The 21580-nt window shown below is 44.4% G+C and carries 18 protein-coding genes; 3 read left to right on the top strand and 15 right to left on the bottom strand.

The annotated features are described in order from the left end of the window. Positions 1-167: 167 nt before the first annotated feature. Positions 168-608, top strand: a complete 441-nt coding sequence (locus BTW00_RS05805) for a PACE efflux transporter (RefSeq protein WP_075106637.1) — start codon at positions 168-170, stop codon at positions 606-608. Positions 609-727: 119 nt separating this feature from the next. Here BTW00_RS05805 and BTW00_RS05800 read toward each other — a convergent pair whose 3' ends face one another. Then, a complete protein-coding gene (locus tag BTW00_RS05800; protein WP_075106636.1) occupies positions 728-1525 on the bottom strand; it encodes an enoyl-CoA hydratase/isomerase family protein in 798 nt (265 codons plus the stop codon). 372 nt (positions 1526-1897) lie between these two features. Between BTW00_RS05800 and BTW00_RS05795 the strand changes: the two genes are divergently transcribed. Next, on the top strand, positions 1898-2710 hold the full coding sequence (locus tag BTW00_RS05795; RefSeq protein ID WP_075106635.1) for an alpha/beta fold hydrolase: 813 nt from the start codon (positions 1898-1900) through the stop codon (positions 2708-2710). A 135-nt stretch (positions 2711-2845) separates the two neighbouring features. Here the strand turns inward: BTW00_RS05795 and BTW00_RS05790 are convergent, their stop codons facing one another. From BTW00_RS05790 to BTW00_RS05760, 7 genes are all read right to left on the bottom strand, one after another. Then, positions 2846-3985 (bottom strand): HpcH/HpaI aldolase/citrate lyase family protein, encoded by a 1140-nt coding sequence (locus BTW00_RS05790; RefSeq protein ID WP_305956137.1) that lies wholly within the window; start codon positions 3983-3985, stop codon positions 2846-2848. A gap of 10 nt (positions 3986-3995) precedes the next feature. Beyond that, on the bottom strand, positions 3996-5177 hold the full coding sequence (locus BTW00_RS05785) for a cysteine protease StiP domain-containing protein (RefSeq protein WP_075106634.1): 1182 nt from the start codon (positions 5175-5177) through the stop codon (positions 3996-3998). A 90-nt stretch (positions 5178-5267) separates the two neighbouring features. Continuing rightward, positions 5268-6098 carry an HAD hydrolase family protein gene (locus BTW00_RS05780; RefSeq protein ID WP_075106633.1) on the bottom strand — a complete coding sequence of 277 codons (831 nt, stop codon included), beginning with the start codon at positions 6096-6098 and terminating at the stop codon, positions 5268-5270. 42 nt (positions 6099-6140) lie between these two features. After that, positions 6141-7457 carry a phosphoribosyltransferase domain-containing protein gene (locus BTW00_RS05775; RefSeq protein ID WP_075106632.1) on the bottom strand — a complete coding sequence of 439 codons (1317 nt, stop codon included), beginning with the start codon at positions 7455-7457 and terminating at the stop codon, positions 6141-6143. A 48-nt stretch (positions 7458-7505) separates the two neighbouring features. Beyond that, positions 7506-8594, bottom strand: coding sequence for an NYN domain-containing protein (locus BTW00_RS05770; protein ID WP_075106631.1), 1089 nt, complete (start codon positions 8592-8594; stop codon positions 7506-7508). 60 nt (positions 8595-8654) lie between these two features. Further along, complete coding sequence (locus tag BTW00_RS05765) at positions 8655-9887, bottom strand: serine protease (protein ID WP_075106630.1); 1233 nt, start codon at positions 9885-9887, stop codon at positions 8655-8657. Positions 9888-9953: 66 nt separating this feature from the next. Further along, a complete protein-coding gene (locus BTW00_RS05760; protein ID WP_075106629.1) occupies positions 9954-11099 on the bottom strand; it encodes an ATP-grasp domain-containing protein in 1146 nt (381 codons plus the stop codon). Positions 11100-11392: 293 nt separating this feature from the next. Between BTW00_RS05760 and BTW00_RS05750 the strand changes: the two genes are divergently transcribed. Then, a complete protein-coding gene (locus BTW00_RS05750) occupies positions 11393-12658 on the top strand; it encodes a TerD family protein (protein WP_075106628.1) in 1266 nt (421 codons plus the stop codon). 546 nt (positions 12659-13204) lie between these two features. On the opposite strand, the gene BTW00_RS05745 is transcribed toward BTW00_RS05750, so the two are convergent. The 7 genes from BTW00_RS05745 to rlmKL all read right to left on the bottom strand — a co-directional run bounded on the left by BTW00_RS05745 (position 13205) and on the right by rlmKL (position 21443). Then, positions 13205-13813, bottom strand: a complete 609-nt coding sequence (locus tag BTW00_RS05745) for a TerD family protein (RefSeq protein WP_075106627.1) — start codon at positions 13811-13813, stop codon at positions 13205-13207. Positions 13814-13870: 57 nt separating this feature from the next. Continuing rightward, on the bottom strand, positions 13871-14623 hold the full coding sequence (locus BTW00_RS05740; protein ID WP_058024750.1) for a TIGR00266 family protein: 753 nt from the start codon (positions 14621-14623) through the stop codon (positions 13871-13873). 208 nt (positions 14624-14831) lie between these two features. After that, positions 14832-15407 (bottom strand): TerD family protein, encoded by a 576-nt coding sequence (locus tag BTW00_RS05735; RefSeq protein ID WP_075106626.1) that lies wholly within the window; start codon positions 15405-15407, stop codon positions 14832-14834. A gap of 472 nt (positions 15408-15879) precedes the next feature. Then, positions 15880-16800: a glutaminase gene (locus BTW00_RS05730; protein WP_075106625.1), complete on the bottom strand. Its 921-nt coding sequence runs from the start codon at positions 16798-16800 to the stop codon at positions 15880-15882. A gap of 229 nt (positions 16801-17029) precedes the next feature. Continuing rightward, positions 17030-18091, bottom strand: a complete 1062-nt coding sequence (locus tag BTW00_RS05725; protein WP_075106624.1) for a DUF475 domain-containing protein — start codon at positions 18089-18091, stop codon at positions 17030-17032. Positions 18092-18313: 222 nt separating this feature from the next. Beyond that, entirely contained in the window at positions 18314-18889 is a 576-nt protein-coding gene (locus BTW00_RS05720) for a TerD family protein (protein ID WP_058024753.1), read from the bottom strand. 259 nt (positions 18890-19148) lie between these two features. Beyond that, complete coding sequence (gene rlmKL, locus BTW00_RS05715; protein ID WP_075106623.1) at positions 19149-21443, bottom strand: bifunctional 23S rRNA (guanine(2069)-N(7))-methyltransferase RlmK/23S rRNA (guanine(2445)-N(2))-methyltransferase RlmL; 2295 nt, start codon at positions 21441-21443, stop codon at positions 19149-19151. Between the last annotated feature and the right edge of the window lie 137 nt (positions 21444-21580).

The raw sequence follows: 21580 nt of genomic DNA, 5'->3' as shown, positions 1-21580 counted from the left end.
TTTGCATGTTCATTACATGGGCTGATTTTTTATGCCATCTTATGTATAATATAGGGGCAGGCGGAAACCGTGGCTCTGCACTTAATTTATCTTTTCTAACTCGGGACGGACCGATACTTTGATACGCACTTTGCTGTTTAAGAACAGGTGCTTTGGAGTCTTGGTTGATGACCTTATCACCGCTTAAACGTCGCTTAATTTATGTGACCGCTTTCGAAATTATCGCGATTATCTTATCTACGCTTATATTGATGAAACTCAGTCACAGTGATGCATCAGAATCTTTACCAATCGCTGTAATGATGTCGGTAGCAGCCGTCGTTTGGAACTTTGTATACAACACCGCTTTTGAGACTTGGGAGGAGCGCAGGCAAATAGCAGAGCGCACGCTGCTTATTCGTAGTGTTCATGCCTTTATATTTGAAGTCGGTTTGGTTTTGATTTGCTTACCGCTATATATGATTTGGTATCACGTTGGCTTGCTCCAAGCGTTTATGATGGAAGCTGCCTTGCTAGTGTTTTTCTTAATTTATAATTTCGTATTCACCTTTATTTTTGACAAGATATTTACCTTACCGTATCACTATAAGTCAGTATCTGCTTCTTAACCGCAGACATAGACGAAAAGAGGGCTACCATATTGGCAGCCCTTTTTTTGATACTATAAATAGCGAGTTATTTGGTTATGAATAAATTTAGCCGTCAAATCAACCCGCCTACTACTCAATCATTTACCTTGATAAACTGGTGTACGCTTTTCAATAAAGGCGCTGACGCCTTCGATAAAGTCATCGGTTTTTGCCATCATGGTCTGCTGCTCCACTTCCATATCTAATGCCTCGTTCAAACCCATAAACGCGTGTACGTTGAACATATGTTTCATAGAGGCTAGGGCTTTACCTGGCAGCTGGCTCAATCTTAGAGCCAATGCTTGAACGGTGGCGTCTAGCTCTTCTGCACTAACCACTTGATTGACCAGATTTAAGCGTGCCATATCTTCCGCTTTCAGCTTATCACCCAGCATCACAAGCTCAGTGGCTTTTGCTGTACCAACCAATTGATTCAATAAATAAATACCGCCTGCATCTGGCACTAAACCAATATTGACAAAGGCTTGGACAAACTTTGCATTATCCGCTGCGATACGAAAATCACAGGTAAGCGCTAAGTTCATGCCAGCCCCTGCTACGGCACCTTCTAATTTGGCAATGATGGGTTTATGGACATTACGTAACTTTAAGCTGACTTCGCCTGCGCCTTCTACCATGCCTCTCAACTTGGTTGAGATAACATCCTTGTCCAATCCTTCAGATAACATCTCTTTGATATCACCGCCACTTGAAAAATTACCACCAGCGCCTTGCAAGATAATGACTCGTACTTGATCATCAGCCGCTGCTTTATCTAGCGCTATTAACACGTTGTTTTTTAGTGGCGTGCCAAACGCATTTAAGCTTTTTGGATCGTTAAACGTAATGGTGGCAATGTGATTATTCACTTGATAATCAACGATAGACTGTGACATTTGAGATTTCCTTATTTTCAGTGACTGTGTTAAGCAGCGATTTTTGGTACCCGTATAAAAGACAGCGGGACAAATTGATGGTAATAAATAACGCAATGCTGATTACTATAGCAGCTTGCGCGCATTATAAAAGCAGGTTTTGTGGGCGCTTAAGACACATCTACATGGCGGTTGGCTCTTTGAGTTGCTCGTATAAACTGCCATGCCTGTATGAACAAAAAGAGTGTATGAATAAGATACAGATAATACGCATGGTTCATAAAAAGGTGAGTTCCTGACTTATTAATAGATTATGCTACTATGCAGGTAGCGCGTTAGGTCATGCGCAGCCCAACTGATTAATCAAAGTTTTCACCAAACAAGGAAGTGATTATGCCAACAATAAAAGTCAACGATGTCGATATCTATTATGAAGACAGCGCGCCAAATGACACGCAAAAACCCGTTATCGTATTTGCCCATGGTCTGCTGTGGAGCTCGCAGATGTATGACAAGCAAGTGGCGTATTTTCAAACCGATTATCGCTGCATTGCGTTTGATTTTCGAGGGCAGGGTCAGTCACAGATTACCAAGTCTGGCTACGATATGGAGACCTTGACCGAGGATACGCTAGGGTTACTTGACGCACTCGCTATTGCTAAATGTCACTTTGTTGGGTTATCCATGGGCGGGTTTGTCGCTCAACGTATTGCGCTTAAGCGACCGGATTTGCTGTTATCACTCACGCTGCTTGAGACGTCAGCCGACCCTGAAGATCCAAAAAATATTCCTGAGTACCGCAAACTGGTCAAAGCCATTCGATGGCTTGGGATGAAGCGCGTGAGCAATAAAGTCATGCCGATTATGTTTGGCAGTACCTTTTTGGCCGATAAGCTGCGCAAATCTGATCGCAAACAGTGGCTCACGATGCTGCAAAGCAATCGCAAGGATGGTGTCGTTAAGGCAACAATGGGTGTCATCGATCGCACTGGCACTTATGAGCAACTGGGTGATATCACGACACCGACATTGATTGTGGTCGGTGATGAGGATGCAGCGACGCCTTACGCAAAGTCTGAGCGCATGCATTTTGCTATCGCTGGGTCGAAGCTTGCTATTATTAAAGGCGCTGGCCATACGTCGACAGTGGAAGAGCCTGATCAAGTGAACCGAGTGCTCAGTCAGTTTTTGGAAAACTGCGTTTAATGTTTAGCGGTTAAAGGAAGGTTTTGTATTGTTAGGTTGTTTAAGCAGTAGTCTATAAAGATGTACAAAAAAAAGCCGCTATTAATAAAAGGTAGCGGCTTTTTGCATCGTATTGAAGTATCACATAGTTAACGATTACATCCGTGAGCTATATTGGCTGTGGCCATCATCGATAGTGCCAAATGCTTCTGCACGATTGACGATTTCGGTTGCCCATGCCCGGTGGGTCGCAGGTTCTAGCATGGTATTGTTGTACTTAAATACGGCCTTGGCCTCACTATGTAGAATCGCTTGTGCTTCATCTAATGTACTGAGTGGCACGCAGTAGGCTTGCTGCACCAGTGCAATTTGGCTCGGATGAATGACCGTTTTACCGACCAGCCCCAAACTGACATCATGATTTAGCTCCTGCATAAAGAGGGTTGGCTGGTCCAAGTACTCAAATACTGGCGCTGTCAGATAAAAACCATGCGGTACGAAGCAGCCAAGCAGCTGATAGGCAAGGGTGCCGATAGGCGTGTCATAGACAATGCTATTCTTTGGACGACGCAGGCGCAATGCGGCAAATAAGTCATTACCCCCGATACGTAGCGCAAATACTGGCTGACTAAACGCTTCTTTAAAAGCAATCGCCAGCTCTTGATTATGATGCGGATTGAATAATGCAGCCGTTTCGAGCGTCGGCATCAGCAGATGGTCAACGCTAAGATTCTGACAAGTCATGCGCCAATTGGATAAGCTATACATATCGACTTTTGGCATGACAAAACCATCAATAAGATCAATATGCGCATAATCAGCTAATTGCTGTAGCATCATCGGGCTACGCGGACGTATAAAAACCAGTGGACGCGTTGGATGCTGTGCGTGAATAGCAGCGGCTCGCGATGGATCATTGATGCTATTGACATGTTCAGCCCACGTACCCAGTAGCGTGCGCAAACGCTCAAGTGCCAACTCCACATCCTCATGACTAACGGCATCTTCTAAACAGATAATAATACTATTGATCGTTGGTAGCTTGTCGCGCTTAATCACTTGCCAGATGTCTTGGCGAGTGGCAGGCATATAGAGGCTCGCCCCTAGTTGGTAGGGGTGATGCGTGTGCGGTCTGACCATCGCATGACGCTCAGTGATCAGATGCACATAAGACTGGGTATCATAGGACTGAGTGTCAAGGTAAGTCGCTGACTCGTTGTTTGTTATATCTGACATAGTTGGCATCATAAATAGAGGGATAAAGGGCAAGCGTTCAATCGCGCTAGAGGTATTCATGACAAAAACATTAACTGTCTTTGGCTCGTTGCTTGATAAGGGTGATGGCTTGATAAGGGTGTATTTTATCACCTAATACCTCAATAGTGATGCCTCGCTGCGCACATAAATGACGCAGTAGTACGGTGTCGGGATGCGCCGCGGTCGCGAGCAATATACGCTCTGGATCGCGGCGCAAGATAGCGCGCGTCGCCTCGGCGATAGTTGGCTTAATACGGTTATGATTGGTAATGTCATAGTCCGTGGCGAGCGCATCTATTAATGCTGCCGTCTGGTAGCGCGGCTGCTGATATGTTGGCAAACGCTTTGGAAGTGTGCTCAGTGAGCGTCTCGCTGCATCAACATGATCGATAAATGCCACGCTATGATCTGCTTCAATCAAATCCTCATAAAAGACACTGCGGTGTAGCCCTGATTGTGGCTCGGTGTATAAGCTGCGCGAAATCAGTCCTGATACGGTACTATTTAACAAACCCGATGGAATTAACCAATCTTCCGCGCTCGCGGCGAGCCAAGCAACGCCAGCCGGATCGGCAAGGGTCAGTAGCGGAATGACATCAGCACCTTGATGAAAAATATTGGCAAAGTTGGCATGAGCCGTGTCGCTAAATACGTCTAAGCTGCGAGCAAGCTCTTTATAAATCGCGCCTTTACCTGTCCAGCCATCGACAAATACAATCGGACTGTTTGGGTAAGCGTCCAGCAGCATTTGTAGCGCCACAGTATCTAGCCCGCGATCACGAATGATACTGATGCCATAATGTATACTTGGCAAATGGTAGCTGCTATCTGTGTCAGATAACGCACGCTGCAATAGCACACCAATCGGTAGACCTGCCCGTACCAAGCTAATCAAGACTAGCGGATGCTCGTCACTGATATCATGACAAAAGACATCACATAGGGTATGCGCTAAGCGTGCGATATCAGTTGCGGCTCTCTTACCACCTTGCGCTAGTGCCTGTTGGTATAGCTCTTCATGCATCGCGGTAGGCGCTTGCTCCAAGGTCAACATATCAGAGTAGTGACGCTGCCCACTTTGAATAAGTGCCTCTTTTTGACTGACGGGCACATCAGCAACAGCGTCTTTATCGACGATATCGAGCAGGACGGTCACATCGCTGGCAAGGTAGCTACCTGAGCCGTAATTGTTTAGATTGGCTCTGTTGGTCTGTATGTTAGGTAAAGTCATAGTATGAATAATAGCACTCGTGATGATAAAAGAGAGGTTCTGTGTCTGTTTTTTGGCTAATTATTTGGGCTGATGTTCTAGCCCAAATAATTAGACAGATGGCTGAGACGGATACTGCTCATGCATCTGACCGCGGCTTGGCATACCGTACCAGTCAAGCAGCTTCAAAAAAGGCAAGTCTGCCAAGCTATCACCAAAACCAAAACTGGGACGCTGATGGTCTAAATGATTGTCTAATAAAAACTGTACAGCATGGCGCTTGTGTACCGCGTGCGGTAATATCGCTAGATTATTGGCATTCACATGCACATAAAAATCTTGCTCAAAATCGCGTATTAACGTGGGCAGTTTTTTGGCCAGTTCAACTAATGCTTGATGGTCTTTTTGCGCGTGTTTGATCGCTAGATAAATCGTTAATTCTTCATTTACAGACCCATTATTAAAGCTATCGACATGCGGCGTAAATACCAAATGACTCTGCTCACTTTTGCTATGACTAGCAAACAGCTCGCTTAGTTGGTTTAATTTATCTTGCAACGGTGCAAGCTTGCTAGTCATATGCTGCTGCCACGCGCTTAGTAACTGCCCATCAGCCGTTAAAATAATGGCACCATGGGTCAATACTTGCCAACTGTCGAACGGTAATTTCACGCGTTTGATCTCACTGCGGTCACGTGCTGTTACTACGATTAATTCAGTGCTATTGAGTAGCCAATTAAAGAAGCTCGCTTGGCGCTGACTCATAAAGCTTAGTGGCTCGTTTTGCTTGTTGACCGTCGCACAAACCAAGTGTTCTGGCTCTGCAGTCGGGACTTGCCAAGCATCAATCTTGCGCTGGGTTTGAAAAAGTGTATCGTCCAAATCCATTAAGGCATAGGGTTTGATAATATCGGCGCTGGGCTTGAAAAATGGGATAGTCATTGCGTCGTCCATAAACAGTAAGTATGAAAGTTAAAGAATGGTTTAAATTGTCGGACTGACCACCAACACATTATTCAAACCGCGCCACATCGCATCGACGCTATCAGCTGATGTCTCCACACACAACACAATCAAGTCCCACTCGTCAGGGTCAACATTATAAGCAAAGTTGGTCATGCCCAGCCCATAATTATCATGAAAGCTCAGCATCGTAGTAATGGCGCCGCCAAGCGCAATTGGTGAGCGAGTTAATGCACTAAATTTAACGATAGCATTTGTGTCAGCTTTGAGGTTTTGAGATGTTGTCTCAAGCCATTCCGCCAACAAAAACGGCAACCAAACAAACTCATTGCTACCCAACACCAATATTTTTTTGGGCAATTGAGTGACATCAAAGCTGTCCTGATTATGGAAGCTTGCAAATGCAGCCTGAAAGCTCGAAAGATAGTTGTCAAACCCATCTGTGCTATTTAATGTGGGAAAACGTCCCCAGTTACCTGTAAATCCAAGCGCTTGACTACCAGCGGCAGTGGTATCAACCGATGGCATGGTGATAGGCTCTGGGTTGGGCGCGTCTGTCCATTGCCAAGCGCCAGACAGTAAGTGATGGCGATGAAACTCAATACCAGTTAAGCGATCTGCCATACGGACAGGCATAATGTCATCTGTCTGCTGGTTTGTATTTTCTTGATCCAATGACCAATCAACCAAAGTCGTTAGATGTACTTGCTCTAACTGAGTCAGCCCTGCATCACGTAAGGCCGTGACGACATTGACACAAGTATTGCCTGTTGATGCTTCATCATCGACCATAATCAGCGTTTTGCTAGCGAGTAGCTGCTCTTGCGTGATGCTATCTGTACTTTGATAAATTAAATGCTGGCTGGCATGACTGTGATCTTCATTAAACGTTGTTAGTAACGCTTCGGAGTTATTGTCACTATGCTGCGTGTGACGCGTAGAGTTTAGCAATAACGCACTTGGATAACGTGTTTGTAGCGCTTGATGCACGCCAGCGGATAAACCCACTGCTGTCTCTGCCATACCAATAACTAAAATTGGCTTGGGCAAATCGCTAGGAACTAAATTGGCCAAGTCAGTAAACGCATCTCGCATCGTGCTGGGTACCACGGGGATATGACGACCCAATACTTTGGATACAAACAAAAACGCCCGTTTTGGATTAATACGCTGAGCAAAACCAAGCAGATCTTCTAATTGATAACTGTCGTTTTGTTTCAGGCTATTTTTGTTAGCCATTGAGTTGGTCTGATAGGTCAGATCAAGGGTGCCGCGAGGTAGGGTGATGCTGCGTTTATAGGTTTTGTTAGAAGTTATATCTTGATTTGTATCATTCATTATTTCTTGTTGTCCTATGTATTATCAGATTTTGTTTGTTGCTAGTGTTTACTTAGCTTTATGACGTACATAGAGCGTAGAGTTTACCGTTTTGGTTTCAAATATTCCGATATTTCTAATCATGCTAGAGAGTCTGGCATAACCGTAATTTTTAGGATCGAAATTTGGGTAGTGTGTTTTTATGGCGTTGCCAATCAAACCGAAATTCACCCAGCGCTCATTATCGGCTTTCGGGTGATCGATAATGGAAGCACGCAGACTAGTTAATAATTTTGTATCACGTTTTAGGCGACCCTCATCCCATACTGATGTGGCCTTGTCGTTTGGCTCCACACTTGAAGTTGGCAATACATCGTTGTTGAGTTTAATAGAAATTACTTTGTTCACAGTACGGATGTCATATAACGCCATTGCTATAATTAATTCTGAAAACTTTGCATAGCCGTATCTATCTAACTTGATATTTGTATGGTGTTGTTTAATCTGGCTAGCAAGATAAGATAAATTTGACCAGCCTTTGGCAGAATTTGGGTCTTCTTTTATCAGCTTGTTTAATATGCTAATAAGATGTGTCTGCTTTTGAAGTGCTTTGGTTGTCCATTTTTCGGGTGATGTTTTGGATTCGGCGACAGGCAGCAATGGTTTTGTCTTAATATCAAAGCTAGGCGTGTCTTTGTGCTCGCTAATGGGCAGTGCTTTTGGTAAAGGTACTAGATCCTCCACGTAGTAAAAACTGTCACAGGCTTGTGTGAATGCTTTAACGGTCTGCTTTTTACCGAAACCAAAGACTTTGATACCATTTTTTCGTATGCGTAACGCCAAAGCAGTGAAGTCACTATCACTAGATACTAAGCAAAAGCCGTCATAATGACCACTATGTAATAAGTCCATAGCTTCAATAACTAGACCAATATCAGTCGTATTTTTACCTTTAGCATAGGCGAAATGTTGTATTGGGTCGATAGCATGTTTTAAGAGTGCTTCTTGCCAACCTTGAATATGTACATTGCCCCAGTCACCATAGACTTTTTTGCAAGTAACATTACCGATACTCTCTATCTTACGTAAAATATAATTAATGTTATTAGCTGAAGCATTATCGGCATCGATAAGAACGGCTATGTTGTTGAGTTTCATTGATATAACAGTCCTTGATTAATGCCGTTTTTCTTTTGATCTTATCATTGTAGTATGTCGTTAACCCTGACAGCCAACCAGCCATAATGCACTGCGACTTTGCTTGCTCAGTTGCGGTGTGGTCAGAGGCGTGGCGCTTGTCAAATCAGCCTTACTCTCCAAACTGATACCAGCGCTCGCAAGCAGCGCAGATAATAACTGAAATTTCACCGCATAGTTCATGTTTTGGGCGTGTTCATGAACGAGACTGGCAGTCACCATGCCGACGACCTCACCAGTTGGTAGCAATAAAGGACTACCACTAGAACCAGGCTGAATGGGCGCGGTAAACTGAAGGTAACGAATATCATCGTTTAAGCCCGTTAGCCCTGAGATACAGCCTTGTGTGACTTGTAGTTGACTGCTTAGCCCTGATAATGGAAATCCTAATGTAGTAATGGTCTCACCCAATATGTCACTGCATTGCTGTGCCAATGGTATATGGCTGGGCAGGGGGTCACTGACTCTGATAATAGCGGAGTCGCTACCGATATCACTGAGCACGACTTGTGCCTCGCGATCAGGCTGACCTTGCTGACGTATGCCAATCATTTGAGCTGACTCAATCACATGATAGCAGGTGAGCAAGTGGAGCGGATCAATGGCAAACGCCGTCCCTGTCCATGTCTCACCTGCCTGCACGTGACGAGGTGGCCTTATGTCATTCTGCGCATCATGAGAACCCGCTTGCTGTTGCTGTGCTGCTTGGATACGTGCATGTGAGTTGGGTGGACGAACATCAAGACTGACTTGTACTCGCTGTTCAAGACTCGTCAAACCTTGGGTCGAAGCTTCGCCAAGCGCCCGACATTTAAACTGTCCATTGCGCTGATATATCTCTAATATAATCGCAGCTTTGACGTGGCGTTCGCGCGCTGTAAAGTCGTAGCGAAGTTCACCATCATTCAGTGTTAAGCAAACATTGCTTAGCTCAACCGCAGGCAAGTTCAGGCTAGGCTCATCGTAAGCATAAGCAATCAGCTGTAAAAAATGCACACCTTGTTGCTCAAACAATTTGGGTAGATTAAGCTGCCATTTGCTTGGGTTATTGGTATCATCTATCGTTGCCCAGTCTTTGGGCTCATGTAAATAAGCAGAGCTACAAACAGCCTGACGATTGGCATCTAATGGCAACCAAAGTAGTCCAAGATCCTGTCCAAACTTAAGCGGAGAAGTGCTAGAAAATGCGACCGAGCAGCGCACGTCTGCGATAACAGCATTGGCGCCTAACACGAGTGTGGTCTGTGCTGTCATCGTCTACCTCTTATTGGATATATACTCGGTTGTCAGTCGTTCTTTATGTTGCCTGCTTATTTTTACTTATTCAGCAGTATCTTCAATTTTTACGCCTACCATAATGGAGCGTACTTGACAGGGTGTTATTTGTTGCATGAAATCAGCCAGTGTTGGTTTATCAGTTAGACCAAGCCAATAGCCAAAGCCGACCTGTGTCAAATCCACACCGCTATGTGTCGTATAGCCGATACCACCAGAGGGGCGACTATTGATCTCAAGCACACGGTGCTGACCGTCATCATCAGCTTTGGTCTGCACACTGACGATACCATCACAGCCAAAGGCTTTAATCAATGGAATCACCACATCCATGACGGATTGCTCATAGCCGATATGCTGGATTTTGCCTGTTTTATAACGCGTGACGGCTGCCAAGACCTCACCGTATTCGCAGACCACATCGATAGAGTATTCCTGCCCTGATAGATAAGGCATAAGCAGCATAGGAATAGGGCGCTCACGTACCATTAGACTGTTGGTATACGCATTGATAAACTGCGCGGTATTGATTTTTTTCTCTTCGGTAAAGTACAAATGCTCAAAACTATCGTAGTGTTCATCAGGTTCTTTACCTGAGTCCAAGCGCCAAAATCCTTGTGCAAAAATACCAACAACTGGTTTGACACATAGGGGCTGATGACCGTGTTCGGTAAGTAATGCTTCCAGCTCTGTCACATTATCAAAGCGCCAAGCATCAGCGACAGGGATATTGTGTTGGTGACACTGCTGCATAAAGGAAAATTTATCTTCGATCGACTCTAGTGCTGCTACGCTGGTTGCGCCTGTAAGTAAACGAATACCAGCGGCCTCAAACGCCGCACGATGCGCTTCATAATCGACCCCATTGCGGCCCGTTAATAATACTTTGACGTTATTCTCTTTGGCGTGTTCCAAGACGAATTGCCAGCGAGGTATAACAGGCTCAGTTGTCTCTTGTGCCTCATCCTCTATGGCTGCTTTTTCTGGATATGGTTCGCGATAGACCCTATCAGCAAATTCAAAAATCTCAGGTCGGTTATGACGGTGTGAGGCAATAATATTAAAGGGGTTGTTCGATTTGCTTTTTAAGTTCTGCAAACTCTCTAACATATCGCGCTGGCTGGATTGACCCTCAGCTAACCAAGCAGCTATTGATGTGGAGTGGATGCTATCGTTAGCAAGGTTAGTCATAATTCTCTCAGCGTTATTATCATATGTAGGGAGTTGGATGAGTGGATACGGTTATTGAAAACTGGCGGCAGTATAGTCAAAATTTGATCATTCAGCAGCATATATTATATACAAATGGCACAGGTTATAAATGCTCCTGATGAAATAGGCAAAAGGATTTGTAAGAGTGATCTTGTAGCTAGTAGCGCGATTGCTCGGTTTAAAATGTTCATAATATTCATGCTACTATATGACGATAGTGAGCATGCCAATGACAACAACGATAACATAATAAAGAATCTAAAGGACGTATGATGAATCAACCTCAACAACTGATCGCAGGTGCCAATGCGCCATTACCAACTGATAATATTAGTGTTCGCATCTTAAGCCAAAACGCCATTGATTGCGCCGCTTATCGTCTGACGACTGATGGCAAAGTACGCGGCGATGGTGACATGATATTTTATGGTCAGAAACGTAGCGATGACGGCAATGTTAGTTTTCGTGGTCATGACAGCGACGGATTTTTTGATATCAATTTGCCCGCGCAGCCTGCCAATATCGACAAGATTGCTTTGGCATTCTCTAGCGAGCAAACGCTGGCACAAGTCGGCGATGTCGATATTCAGGTACTACAAGGCAGTCAAGTGTTGATGACTTGTCAGCTGAGCAGTACTGGACGTAACGAAAAAGCCATTATTTTGGCTGAGTGCTATCGTCGGCAGGGAAGCTGGAAGTTCCGTTTTATCGCGCAAGGATTTAATGGCGGCCTAAAACCGTTGTCGGAGCACTTTGGCGTTGAGATTGCTGATGATGCGCCAGCACCTCAAAATACAACGCAAAATCAGGCTCAGCCGATTAATACACAGCGACCCATTAATACGCAAAAAGCAGGCAATACCTCTCAAGCGAGTACTCCGCCACCGATTCCTGCTACTCCTTCGATTAATCTAAACAAAATCACTTTAACCAAGAACCAATCAAGCATCAATCTGAAAAAGCGCGATGATTTTGGCAAAATCTCAGTGAACTTAGATTGGAACCAACGTTCAGATGGTAATAAGGCCGCTCCCAAAAAAGGCCTATTGGGTGATCTGTTCAAACAGCATCAATCAAGCGGTATCGATCTAGATGTTGGCGCGATGATTCATCTAAAAAACGGCGAAAAAACCTTGGTTCAAGCACTGGGTAATCGCTTCGGTAGCCTGCAATCAGCGCCTTATGTATGCTTGCGAGCCGATGATAGAACGGGGCAGGTGAGTGGCGGTGAGTGGCTCGATATCAATGGTAAGCAGTGGTCACAGATTGAAGAAGTATTTATCTTTGCCTTTATTTATGAGGGCGCGCCAAACTGGGAAAAAACCGATGGGGTCGTGACTATTCATGTACCCGATCAGTCACCGATTGAGACCCGTTTAACAGAAGGGGCGGGTAACTTGCCAATGTGTGCCATCGCGCGTTTGGTCAATCAGCAAGGCAGTATCAATGTCGAGCGTATCAATCAATATTTCAAAGGACATCAAGAGATGGATAAGGCCTTTAACTGGGGGTTTAGCTGGAAGCGTGGTCGTAAATAACAGCGTTAATAATAATCTTTTATAGTGAATTCAGTATAAAAACGATACAGCGGGACTGGGATAAATTTTTCGCAGCCTCTGTCTGCGTAGGCACAGCACGCAAGGAAAATTTAGACCAGTTCCACCTTGATATATAATGTATCTGTTTTATTTAGGATTGACTATAGTGTAAAAACCCATTGATAAAAAGAGCGGACCATCTATTGATAGATGGGCCGCTCTTTTTTGAAATAAATTAGGGCGTGTTGAACATTCGCAAATAGGCACTGCTGATCGCTAAAATTGTTCCAGACAAGGCACAAAGCGACGATAATGCAGATGCCTTAGCGAGATTTGTAACGCAGTATGGGGCAATTTTAGCATCAGCCCGCAGGGACAGGACTCTTTTTTGCCGCTTCATCGTTAAAAATAAGCGCTTAGAATGACTAAACTTATTATTTTTAACATCGAATCGCCTAAAAAATAGTCGCTGTCAGTGCCATGGTCGAATGTTCAACACGCCCTATTCAACTGGATTAGTAATACTCCAGTTAAAATCCCAATCAATTATGCGTGCGGCGTAATTGCAGGCATTAAGTCATGGAAGGTGCGACCAGACGCAGTCTCGCCAATAGCGTGCATTTTCCATTCATTGTTATGCCGATAAACTTTTGCCATCACCATAGCAGTATGTCCACCTTGTGCCGATAAGTTGTAGCGAGCTACTTCGCTGTTGTTATTGGCATTAACAATACGGCAAAACGCGTTTTCGACTGTCTCAAACGTCTGGCCGGTAAAGCTATTGACCGTAAATACTAGTGAAGTCACGTTGGCTGGGACTCTTGAGAGATCAACGTTGATGACTTCATCATCGCCATCACCGTCGCCAGTACGGTTGTCACCAGTATGCACGATACTGCCATCTTTTGATTTAAGCTGACTGAACCAGATAGCATCGACCGCTTGTTTGTTTGCGTCAAACATAATGCACGAAGCATCCAAATCGATAGAATCGCCGCCTGCACCACCACCGAATAATTTACCTAAAAAGCCACCTTTTTTGTCTTGTGGACCTTGAGCGACATCCCAACCTAGACCCAATTTAACTTGAGTCAGCTCGCCGCCTGCTTCTTTGCTTAGGGAGATTTTCTGCCCTTTTTGTAGACTAACTGCCATGTGAGTATCCTTATAATAATTGTGAGTAAAACTGCTTAAACATAGTTCTAAAAAACGCTATAAGATATTATCTAAAAAACCACCGTTGCCGCCGCGTCCACCTGAGCTCGTTCCTAAGACACTCTGCAGCCATCCTTGATAGCTATCACGATTGCGCGAGCAAATAATGACTTTGCCACTGCCCGAAAAGTTCAGAACCATACCCTCGCCACTGGTGACGGAATTGATGATATTGCTCATGATGCCTTTTTTCTTGCTGGTCGAGACGGACAGTTTATAATCGAGGTTCGAATCCCAGCAAACCACATGACCATTATCAATAATGACATCTTTGTCTGGGGTGACCTCAATCTCAAACAATGAGCCAAAACCAGATACCACAACCTGACCTTTTCCTTGAGTCTGCATGACCATAAAGCCACCAGTATCACCGAATACCGCACCGCCTAGATTACGCTGAATATTGGCTCTGATATCAACGCCAGTTTGCGCCGCGACAAAAGCACCATCACTCAAGGTATATTGCTGTGATCCCACCTCGATGATTTGCATATCGCCATCTAGTGTGGGAGCAAGCAAGCAATCACCTTCACCATTGACCGCTTCAATCTGCTGTTGAAACAACGATTCATCATTGGCAAAGCGGCGCATAAGCGATTGCATCAGTCCACCTTGTAGCTTACCTTTTAGCTCAAGGTTAGACTCCATCATTACCATTGCATTGGCTTCACAATAAATTGAATCACCTTTTTTGAGATTACAATGCAAAAAAGGCTCAATAGTACCGATTAAACTGAATGTTGCGGCCATGGGGTGTAAATCCTTATTCTAATATCTTTGATAAGTGCTCTTAATGTGGGGGAATAGACCTATGTGTTTTAGCGTTTTTATATTGATGAGCCTATTAAATTTAAAGCCATCAAATGCGTTAAAAGGGCACACTTGATGGCTCATAGGCGTTGCTATCAGAAAACTGATAGCAACGCTTGGCTCGCTAGATATTTACGTCAATTTAACGTTACACGTTTACGCCGTAAGACGCTGCTAATGGTCCAAGACCACCGCTGAAACCTTGACCGACGGCACGGAATTTCCAATCGCCGCTGTGGCGATATAGCTCACCAAAGATCATAGCCGTTTCAGTGCTGCCATCTTCTGATAGGTCGTAACGGGCAATTTCAGCTGCGCCATTATCGTTTACAACACGGATATAAGCATCGCCAACTTGACCGAAGTTTTGGTTACGTGCTTGGCCTTCATAGATAATCGCACAAATGGCAACTTTGCTGACGTCAGCTGGGATGCTCGCAAGATTGATTTTGATTTTTTCGTCATCGCCATCGCCTTCGCCAGTACGGTTATCACCAGTGTGCTCAACGGCGCCATTGTCTGACTTTAGGTTATTAAAAAAGATAAAATCTTGGTCGTTACGGACTTTGCCTGCTTCGTTGATTAAGAAGCCAATAGCGTCCAAGTCAAACTCTTGACCGTCAGTTGCGCGTGGATCCCAGCCTAGACCAACTGTGATGTTGGTTAAACCTGGTGCTTCTTTTGATAAGTTTACGTTGCCGCCTTTTGTTAAGCTAATAGCCATACAAATACCCTTTGGATTAATAATTAAGTGGATTGGGTCGAAAAAATAAATTAAAAGTTGTGCAGTGACTGATATGAAAGGACAACTGGTAAAGAACCTAGCTGTATACCACGTCCTGCATATCATTACGTTTTACTATACTAAGCGTTTGCTCACTAAGCAAGGCGTATTTTGTGCGCTTACTATATGCTTACTAAGCGACATAATAACCCTGCATTTTTGATACTTTTTAATCATCTTGGCAATAGTGGTTAACGTATTGTTATGCAAAGGTAAATTATTTAACGGCTGTTTCCTTTGGATTAAGCCATAGAATGAAGAGAAACCTACCCTAGGTTGCAAAGACATAACCAAAAAAAGCGGGTCGTACCAGATATATTGGTACGACCCGCTATAAGCTTGACAACTCAATAAAATTTAAACGTAATATTGTACTGAATAATCCATTAATAAAAGTATTTAGATAAAGGTTTTATTCGGCAAAAACCGACCAGCCTGTTTCTTGTACAAACAGCTCTAATGCTTTCAACCCAAGCTTGGAGTTTCCGATATGATCCAGCCCTGGCGACCAGACAGCGATAGAGCCTTTGCCAGGAGCTATGGTCAAAATACCGCCACCAACCCCACTTTTACCAGGCAAACCGACGCGATAGGCAAACTCACCAGACCCATCGTAATGACCGCACATCATCATTAGCGAGTTAATCCTTCTTGCTCGGTGCTCGTTAATTACACGTACCCCTGAGTGCTTATCAACCCCGTTGGAGACCAAGTACAGACCGGCACTGGCTAATTGCTGGCAATTCATCTCAATCGAGCATTGATGAAAGTAAGTACCCAACACCTTATCCACATCATGCTTGAGACGACCAAAGGATTTCATAAAGTACGCAAGCGAGGCGTTTCGGTCTTTGTGCTCCATCTCAGACGCTGCCACTTTGTGGTCAAAACGGATGGACTCATCGTCCGTAATAAAGTGCACAAACTGTAGAATCTCAGCCAATATTTCTCTAGGTTCGTGACCCATCATGATCGCATCGACCACCGCAATGGCACCAGCATTGATGAATGGATTGCGTGGTCGACCAGTTTCATGTTCTAGCATGAAGATTGAGTTGAAAGGGTCACCTGAGGGTTCACGACCAACGTGTGTCCAAAGCCCATCGCCCAATTTGCCAAGGGCGATGGTTAGAGTAAATATCTTGGAGATACTTTGGATCGAAAACAGAGTGCTCGCATTGCCTGCTGTATACATCTTTCCGTCAGGTGTCGCTACTGCAATACCAAACTGGTTTGGATCTACATGGGCCAGTTGCGGGATATAGTCCGCTACTTTTCCACGATCGGTTTCAAGTGCCATCTGTGCGGCAATATCATCAAGAATCTGTTGCATAATGGTTGAAGGGTCTCATTTTTGGTGAGCGATTAAAGGACGAAGATTCTAACCGAATAACGTATAGTAGTGATGAAAAAATTGTATGTGAAGCAAAATACGCATGTATTTTAGTGATAGATAAGGATTCGCTGTGTGACTAATGCCTGCCATTATAACGCAAAAAAGCAGGCCATATCTGATGATACGACCTGCTCAAAGCTATACAGCATCATGCGAACAACAGGTGCTAATTAAGCCTTGCTGCTTCCGCTTTACGATGTTTCAGCGACGCCCATAATGCAAAACCAATAAAGGCAATACCGATAAGACCAGTAATGATTTCTGGTACATGGAACTTCACTGACAACAGCATAATGATGGCTAAGGCACCGATGGCGTAATGTGCGCCATGCTCAAGATAAATAAACTCATCAAGCGTGCCTTTGTCTACCAAGAAGATAGTCATCGAACGTACGAACATCGCACCAATGGCAAGACCAAGCATGATAACGATGACATCATTGGTAATGGCAAATGCGCCAATCACACCATCGAAACTGAATGAAGCATCGAGGACTTCTAAGTATAAGAAACCAATGATACCGCCTTTCATGATAGCGCTGGTTGCGGCTGCGCCACTTCCTTCGTTTTCTAAGTCTTCTTCGAGATCACCTTCTAGCATACCAGAGACAACCTGTACACCAAGGTATACTAGAATGCCCCAAACGCCAGCAATGAGCACAGCACTTGACTGCTCTGCACTGGCCCATGATACCGCAATCATTAAGACGATAAGCGCAACAAATACGCTCATCGCATCGACTTTGCCTAGCTTGACCAAACGGCTCTCAAGCCAGTCAAACCAATGGACATCTTTGTCATCAAAAATAAAGTTCAAGAAAACCAATAGTAAGAAAATACCACCAAATGCTGAAATTTCAGCATGATGTGCCATCAATCTGGCTGAGTATTCTTGAGGATTGTTCAATGCCAAATCGATCACTTGCATCATACCAAGGTCAGCGGTAACCGCAACGATGACAATAGGGAAGACCAAGCGCATACCGAATACCGCAATTAAAATACCCACGGTTAAAAATATCTTTTTCCAAAATTCGTCCCAGCCCTTAAGGACTGAAGCGTTGACCACCGCGTTATCAAAAGATAACGAAATCTCCATGACGGCCAAAATAGCGGTAATCGATAGCGTGGTTATCATCCCACCCATACCGCCATGTGAATATCCCCACCATGCCGCTATTGCTAAGGCAATGATTGTGAAGATAATATCTAAATAAAAATGTCTCATGACACATCCTGTCTGGTTGCGTAAAGCTGGTCTATTATAGACACAAGCTGCAAAAAAGTGGTTATTGCTAACCACTTTTTATGCATAATTTTAAACGAAACGTAAAGCATTACTAGTCATTGGGGCATTAAAAATTGTGACTATTTGCAACGATGGTCGCTTGATATCTTGGACGTGATAATCGGAATGGCTGATAGCCCAAATGCCAATAAAAATAAGGCTCTAGATGTCAACGCCGTACTGATGACACATCGCCTGTAAGCCACCTGAATAACCTTGACCTACCGCGCGGAACTTCCATTCACCGTTATGGCGATATACTTCACCGAATACCATGGCGGTCTCAACAGAGTAATCTTCTGCTAGATCAAAACGTACCACTTCAGTACCGGTTTCTTCGTTAACAACGCGGATAAAGGCATTGGCTACCTGACCGAAGTTTTGGTTGCGAGTAGCAGCGTCATGGATAGTCACCGTCACGACTACTTTATCAACGTCAGCAGGTACTTGGGTTAAGTTTACTTTGATAACTTCATCATCACCATCGCCTTCGCCAGTACGGTTGTCACCCGTGTGCTCGACCGCGCCATTATCAGATTTCAGCTGATTATAGAAGATAAAATCATGGTCGCCGCGCACTTTACCTGCACCATTTAGCAAAAATACACTGGCATCAAGATCGAACTCAGCACCAGAGGTGGCGCGCTCATCCCAGCCTAGACCGATTAGTAGCTTGGTCAAATTTGGATCAGTTTTCGTTAGCGATAAGTTACCGCCTTTGTTAAGTGATAGAGCCATGGTGTTATCCTTGTTATTAGACGTTAGAGATTTAATGACATAAAAGGCGATGCTTACGCTATAACTGCGCAAATCCATCGCCTAGTAATGCTCTATCATAACAACAAAAAATGACCCAATCAAAGCCGATTAGGTCATGGTTATATTTCATATACATTGGGCAAAAAACCTAAGTTTCAGGCAGTTACGTTACTCATTATAGCTACCTTGTTCATGACATTTGCCAGTATAGCAGCAGTGCTCACTCATAAATGCTTATCTATAGAATCTGACGATGACGAATCTCAAAGCTTTGATGAATAGGCTTTTTGATATTAAAATCAAAACCAATCGTTTTTTGGGTGATATTAACAATATCGTAGCGCTCGACTAACTGCTCATCTAGCTCAAAGCGCGTGAAGTTATTAGAAAAATATAACACGCCATCGGATGTTAAGCGGTTCATCGCACGATTGATGAGGGCAGCATGGTCACGCTGCACATCAAAGGTGCCTTGGAACTTCTTCGAGTTTGAGAACGTCGGTGGATCAATAAAGATAATATCAAACTGCTCGGTGTTGTCTTTGATCCACTCAAAAATATCGGCGGCAACGAATTGATATTTATTGCGGCTGACGTCTAGACCGTTCAAGACAAAGTTTTGTTTGCCCCAATCTAGGTAGTTCTGTGACAAATCAACGCTCGTGACTTTTTTGGCACCAGCAAGCGCTGCATGCACACTGGCGGTACAAGTATAAGCAAACAGGTTAAGTACAGATTTGCCGCGGCTGTTGTCTTTGATACGAGCACGCATATTACGGTGATCGATGAACAGACCCGTATCGAGATAATCCGTAAAGTTAACATAAAAATAAGCACCATCTTCGCGGGCGACATGAAACTTGCCGCGTTTTTCTGTGGTGTTCTGTTTACTGTACTGATCGTTACCAGACTGACGGGCACGCGTTTTGATAAAGATTTGCTCACGATTAATATCAAACACTTCACGGATACCCATCAGCGCGAGATTAAAGCGTTTTTTGGCTGTTTCAGGTGGAATGGTTTTAGGCGGTGCATACTCTTGCACGTGGGCATAATCGCCGTATAAATCGATAGCAACCTTGAAGTCAGGCAAGTCGGCATCGTAGACGCGAATGTTACTGACATTGTCTTTTTTCGCCAGTTTCTTAAGCTTGGTCAGGTTTTTTTGTAGACGATTGATAAAGTCCTGTCCGTCTTCTACGTCGATCTCACGCTTCTCAAAACGGCTGACAAGATTGCCTGTCTGTCCAGCGATAAGCGTTCCGTAGCGGAAATAGACGGTGATCGCGCCATTATGACAGCGTAACGTTTTTGGTTCTTTAATCGGTAGGATATCTACTTGCTCGACACGAGCAGCCAATATGCCAAGCATTGGATCGATACCGCTGCCAGCAAAGCTGTCTTGCACAATCAGGCCAATGGCTTGATACAGTGGCTTAATCATTTCTTCATCACCCAAACGCTCACCATAAGGCGGGTTGGTAATGATTAAAGGATTACTCAATCGACCGTCATCCACGAGCGGTTTTAGGGCGCTACCAAGTTGATCAAGCGCACGCTGTTCGATGTCTAGTAGCGGAAGCAAATCTTGAAGTCCTGCCGCGATGAGGTTTTTTTCGGTTGCGATAATCGCGCCATTATCAGCATCAAAACCCAACACAAGCGGCAGCGTATCTGGTTGCTCATTGGCAATCTCTAATGCTTCGCGAAAACGTGTCTGTGCATCCTCAATCATCTCCTGCCATAGCGTCTCGTCATGATGCTGCCACTCATAGAAGCCAAATTGATTGGCAGCTTTGTCGATACCTACAGCATAATCACAGTGCATAAGTAGCGCTTCGATAAGGAAGGTACCAGAGCCACACATTGGGTCTATTAACGCATTGTAGTAAGGTGCGTCGCCTGCGTCGTTTTTCTTGTGCCAACCAGCGCTATAGAGTAGGGCAGCTGCCAAGTTTTCTTTTAATGGGGCTTCTGTCATAGCCACGCGATAACCACGGCGATGCAAACTGGTACCTGATAAATCTAAATACAGCTCGGCCTGTTTGTCATTGACGGTCGCAAAGATAGAAAAATCTGGGTTTTTGCTATCGACATTCGGACGGCTGTCGTACACTTCGTTGAAGGTGTCCGCAATGGCGTCTTTGACACGTAGCATGGCAAACTGCTGGCTGACGGCAACGCGCTTATCAACAGATAGACGGATGGCAAAGGTCTGCTCTAAGCTAAACTGCTCAGTCCAATTGACGGATTTTGCCAAACCATATAGCTGCTCTGCAACATCGTATTCTGCATTGATGTTTTTGCGTTTGATGAGCGTCAATACCCGCGAAGCCACACGTGACCAAAGGCAGATGGTATACAAGTCGCGTAAATCACCCGTGACGGCAAGACGACCAGTACTCTTGATTTCGCTATCAATACCGAAACTTGTCAGCTCAGTCTGCAGCGGTGCCTCAAGCCCATCGGCACAAGTAATGATAAGATCAAGCGACAATGTGGAAGAGGGTGCAGCTGCGGTTTGTTCGGTCATACGGGTACCTGTGGGCTAAATTGACAAAAGAGGCAAATAATAAAATAGATGTTTTAACCAGTAATTTTACCATAATTCACGGTAGGATGGTTCAAAGTGGCTATGTTTAAGGTACGATAGGTTTAAGGTGCGATAAC

It is taken from the genome of Psychrobacter sp. C 20.9 (assembly GCF_001921765.1).
Lineage (GTDB): Bacteria > Pseudomonadota > Gammaproteobacteria > Pseudomonadales > Moraxellaceae > Psychrobacter > Psychrobacter piscatorii_B.
This window is presented reverse-complemented; position numbering and strand designations above follow the sequence as displayed.

Bases quoted from the DNA above. Each gene is read 5' to 3' on its own strand.
- BTW00_RS05785 (WP_075106634.1), bottom strand. From the start codon at position 5,177: ATGACTTTACCTAACATACAGACCAACAGAGCCAATCTAAACAATTAC.
- BTW00_RS05750 (WP_075106628.1), top strand. From the start codon at position 11,393: ATGAATCAACCTCAACAACTGATCGCAGGTGCCAATGCGCCATTACCA.
- BTW00_RS05720 (WP_058024753.1), bottom strand. From the start codon at position 18,889: ATGGCTCTATCACTTAACAAAGGCGGTAACTTATCGCTAACGAAAACT.
- BTW00_RS05800 (WP_075106636.1), bottom strand. From the start codon at position 1,525: ATGTCACAGTCTATCGTTGATTATCAAGTGAATAATCACATTGCCACC.
- BTW00_RS05740 (WP_058024750.1), bottom strand. From the start codon at position 14,623: ATGGCCGCAACATTCAGTTTAATCGGTACTATTGAGCCTTTTTTGCAT.
- rlmKL (WP_075106623.1), bottom strand. From the start codon at position 21,443: ATGACCGAACAAACCGCAGCTGCACCCTCTTCCACATTGTCGCTTGAT.
- BTW00_RS05780 (WP_075106633.1), bottom strand. From the start codon at position 6,098: ATGACTATCCCATTTTTCAAGCCCAGCGCCGATATTATCAAACCCTAT.
- BTW00_RS05730 (WP_075106625.1), bottom strand. From the start codon at position 16,800: ATGCAACAGATTCTTGATGATATTGCCGCACAGATGGCACTTGAAACC.
- BTW00_RS05765 (WP_075106630.1), bottom strand. From the start codon at position 9,887: ATGACAGCACAGACCACACTCGTGTTAGGCGCCAATGCTGTTATCGCA.
- BTW00_RS05760 (WP_075106629.1), bottom strand. From the start codon at position 11,099: ATGACTAACCTTGCTAACGATAGCATCCACTCCACATCAATAGCTGCT.
- BTW00_RS05745 (WP_075106627.1), bottom strand. From the start codon at position 13,813: ATGGCAGTTAGTCTACAAAAAGGGCAGAAAATCTCCCTAAGCAAAGAA.
- BTW00_RS05775 (WP_075106632.1), bottom strand. From the start codon at position 7,457: ATGAATGATACAAATCAAGATATAACTTCTAACAAAACCTATAAACGC.
- BTW00_RS05770 (WP_075106631.1), bottom strand. From the start codon at position 8,594: ATGAAACTCAACAACATAGCCGTTCTTATCGATGCCGATAATGCTTCA.
- BTW00_RS05805 (WP_075106637.1), top strand. From the start codon at position 168: ATGACCTTATCACCGCTTAAACGTCGCTTAATTTATGTGACCGCTTTC.
- BTW00_RS05735 (WP_075106626.1), bottom strand. From the start codon at position 15,407: ATGGCTATTAGCTTAACAAAAGGCGGCAACGTAAACTTATCAAAAGAA.
- BTW00_RS05725 (WP_075106624.1), bottom strand. From the start codon at position 18,091: ATGAGACATTTTTATTTAGATATTATCTTCACAATCATTGCCTTAGCA.
- BTW00_RS05795 (WP_075106635.1), top strand. From the start codon at position 1,898: ATGCCAACAATAAAAGTCAACGATGTCGATATCTATTATGAAGACAGC.
- BTW00_RS05790 (WP_305956137.1), bottom strand. From the start codon at position 3,985: ATGAATACCTCTAGCGCGATTGAACGCTTGCCCTTTATCCCTCTATTT.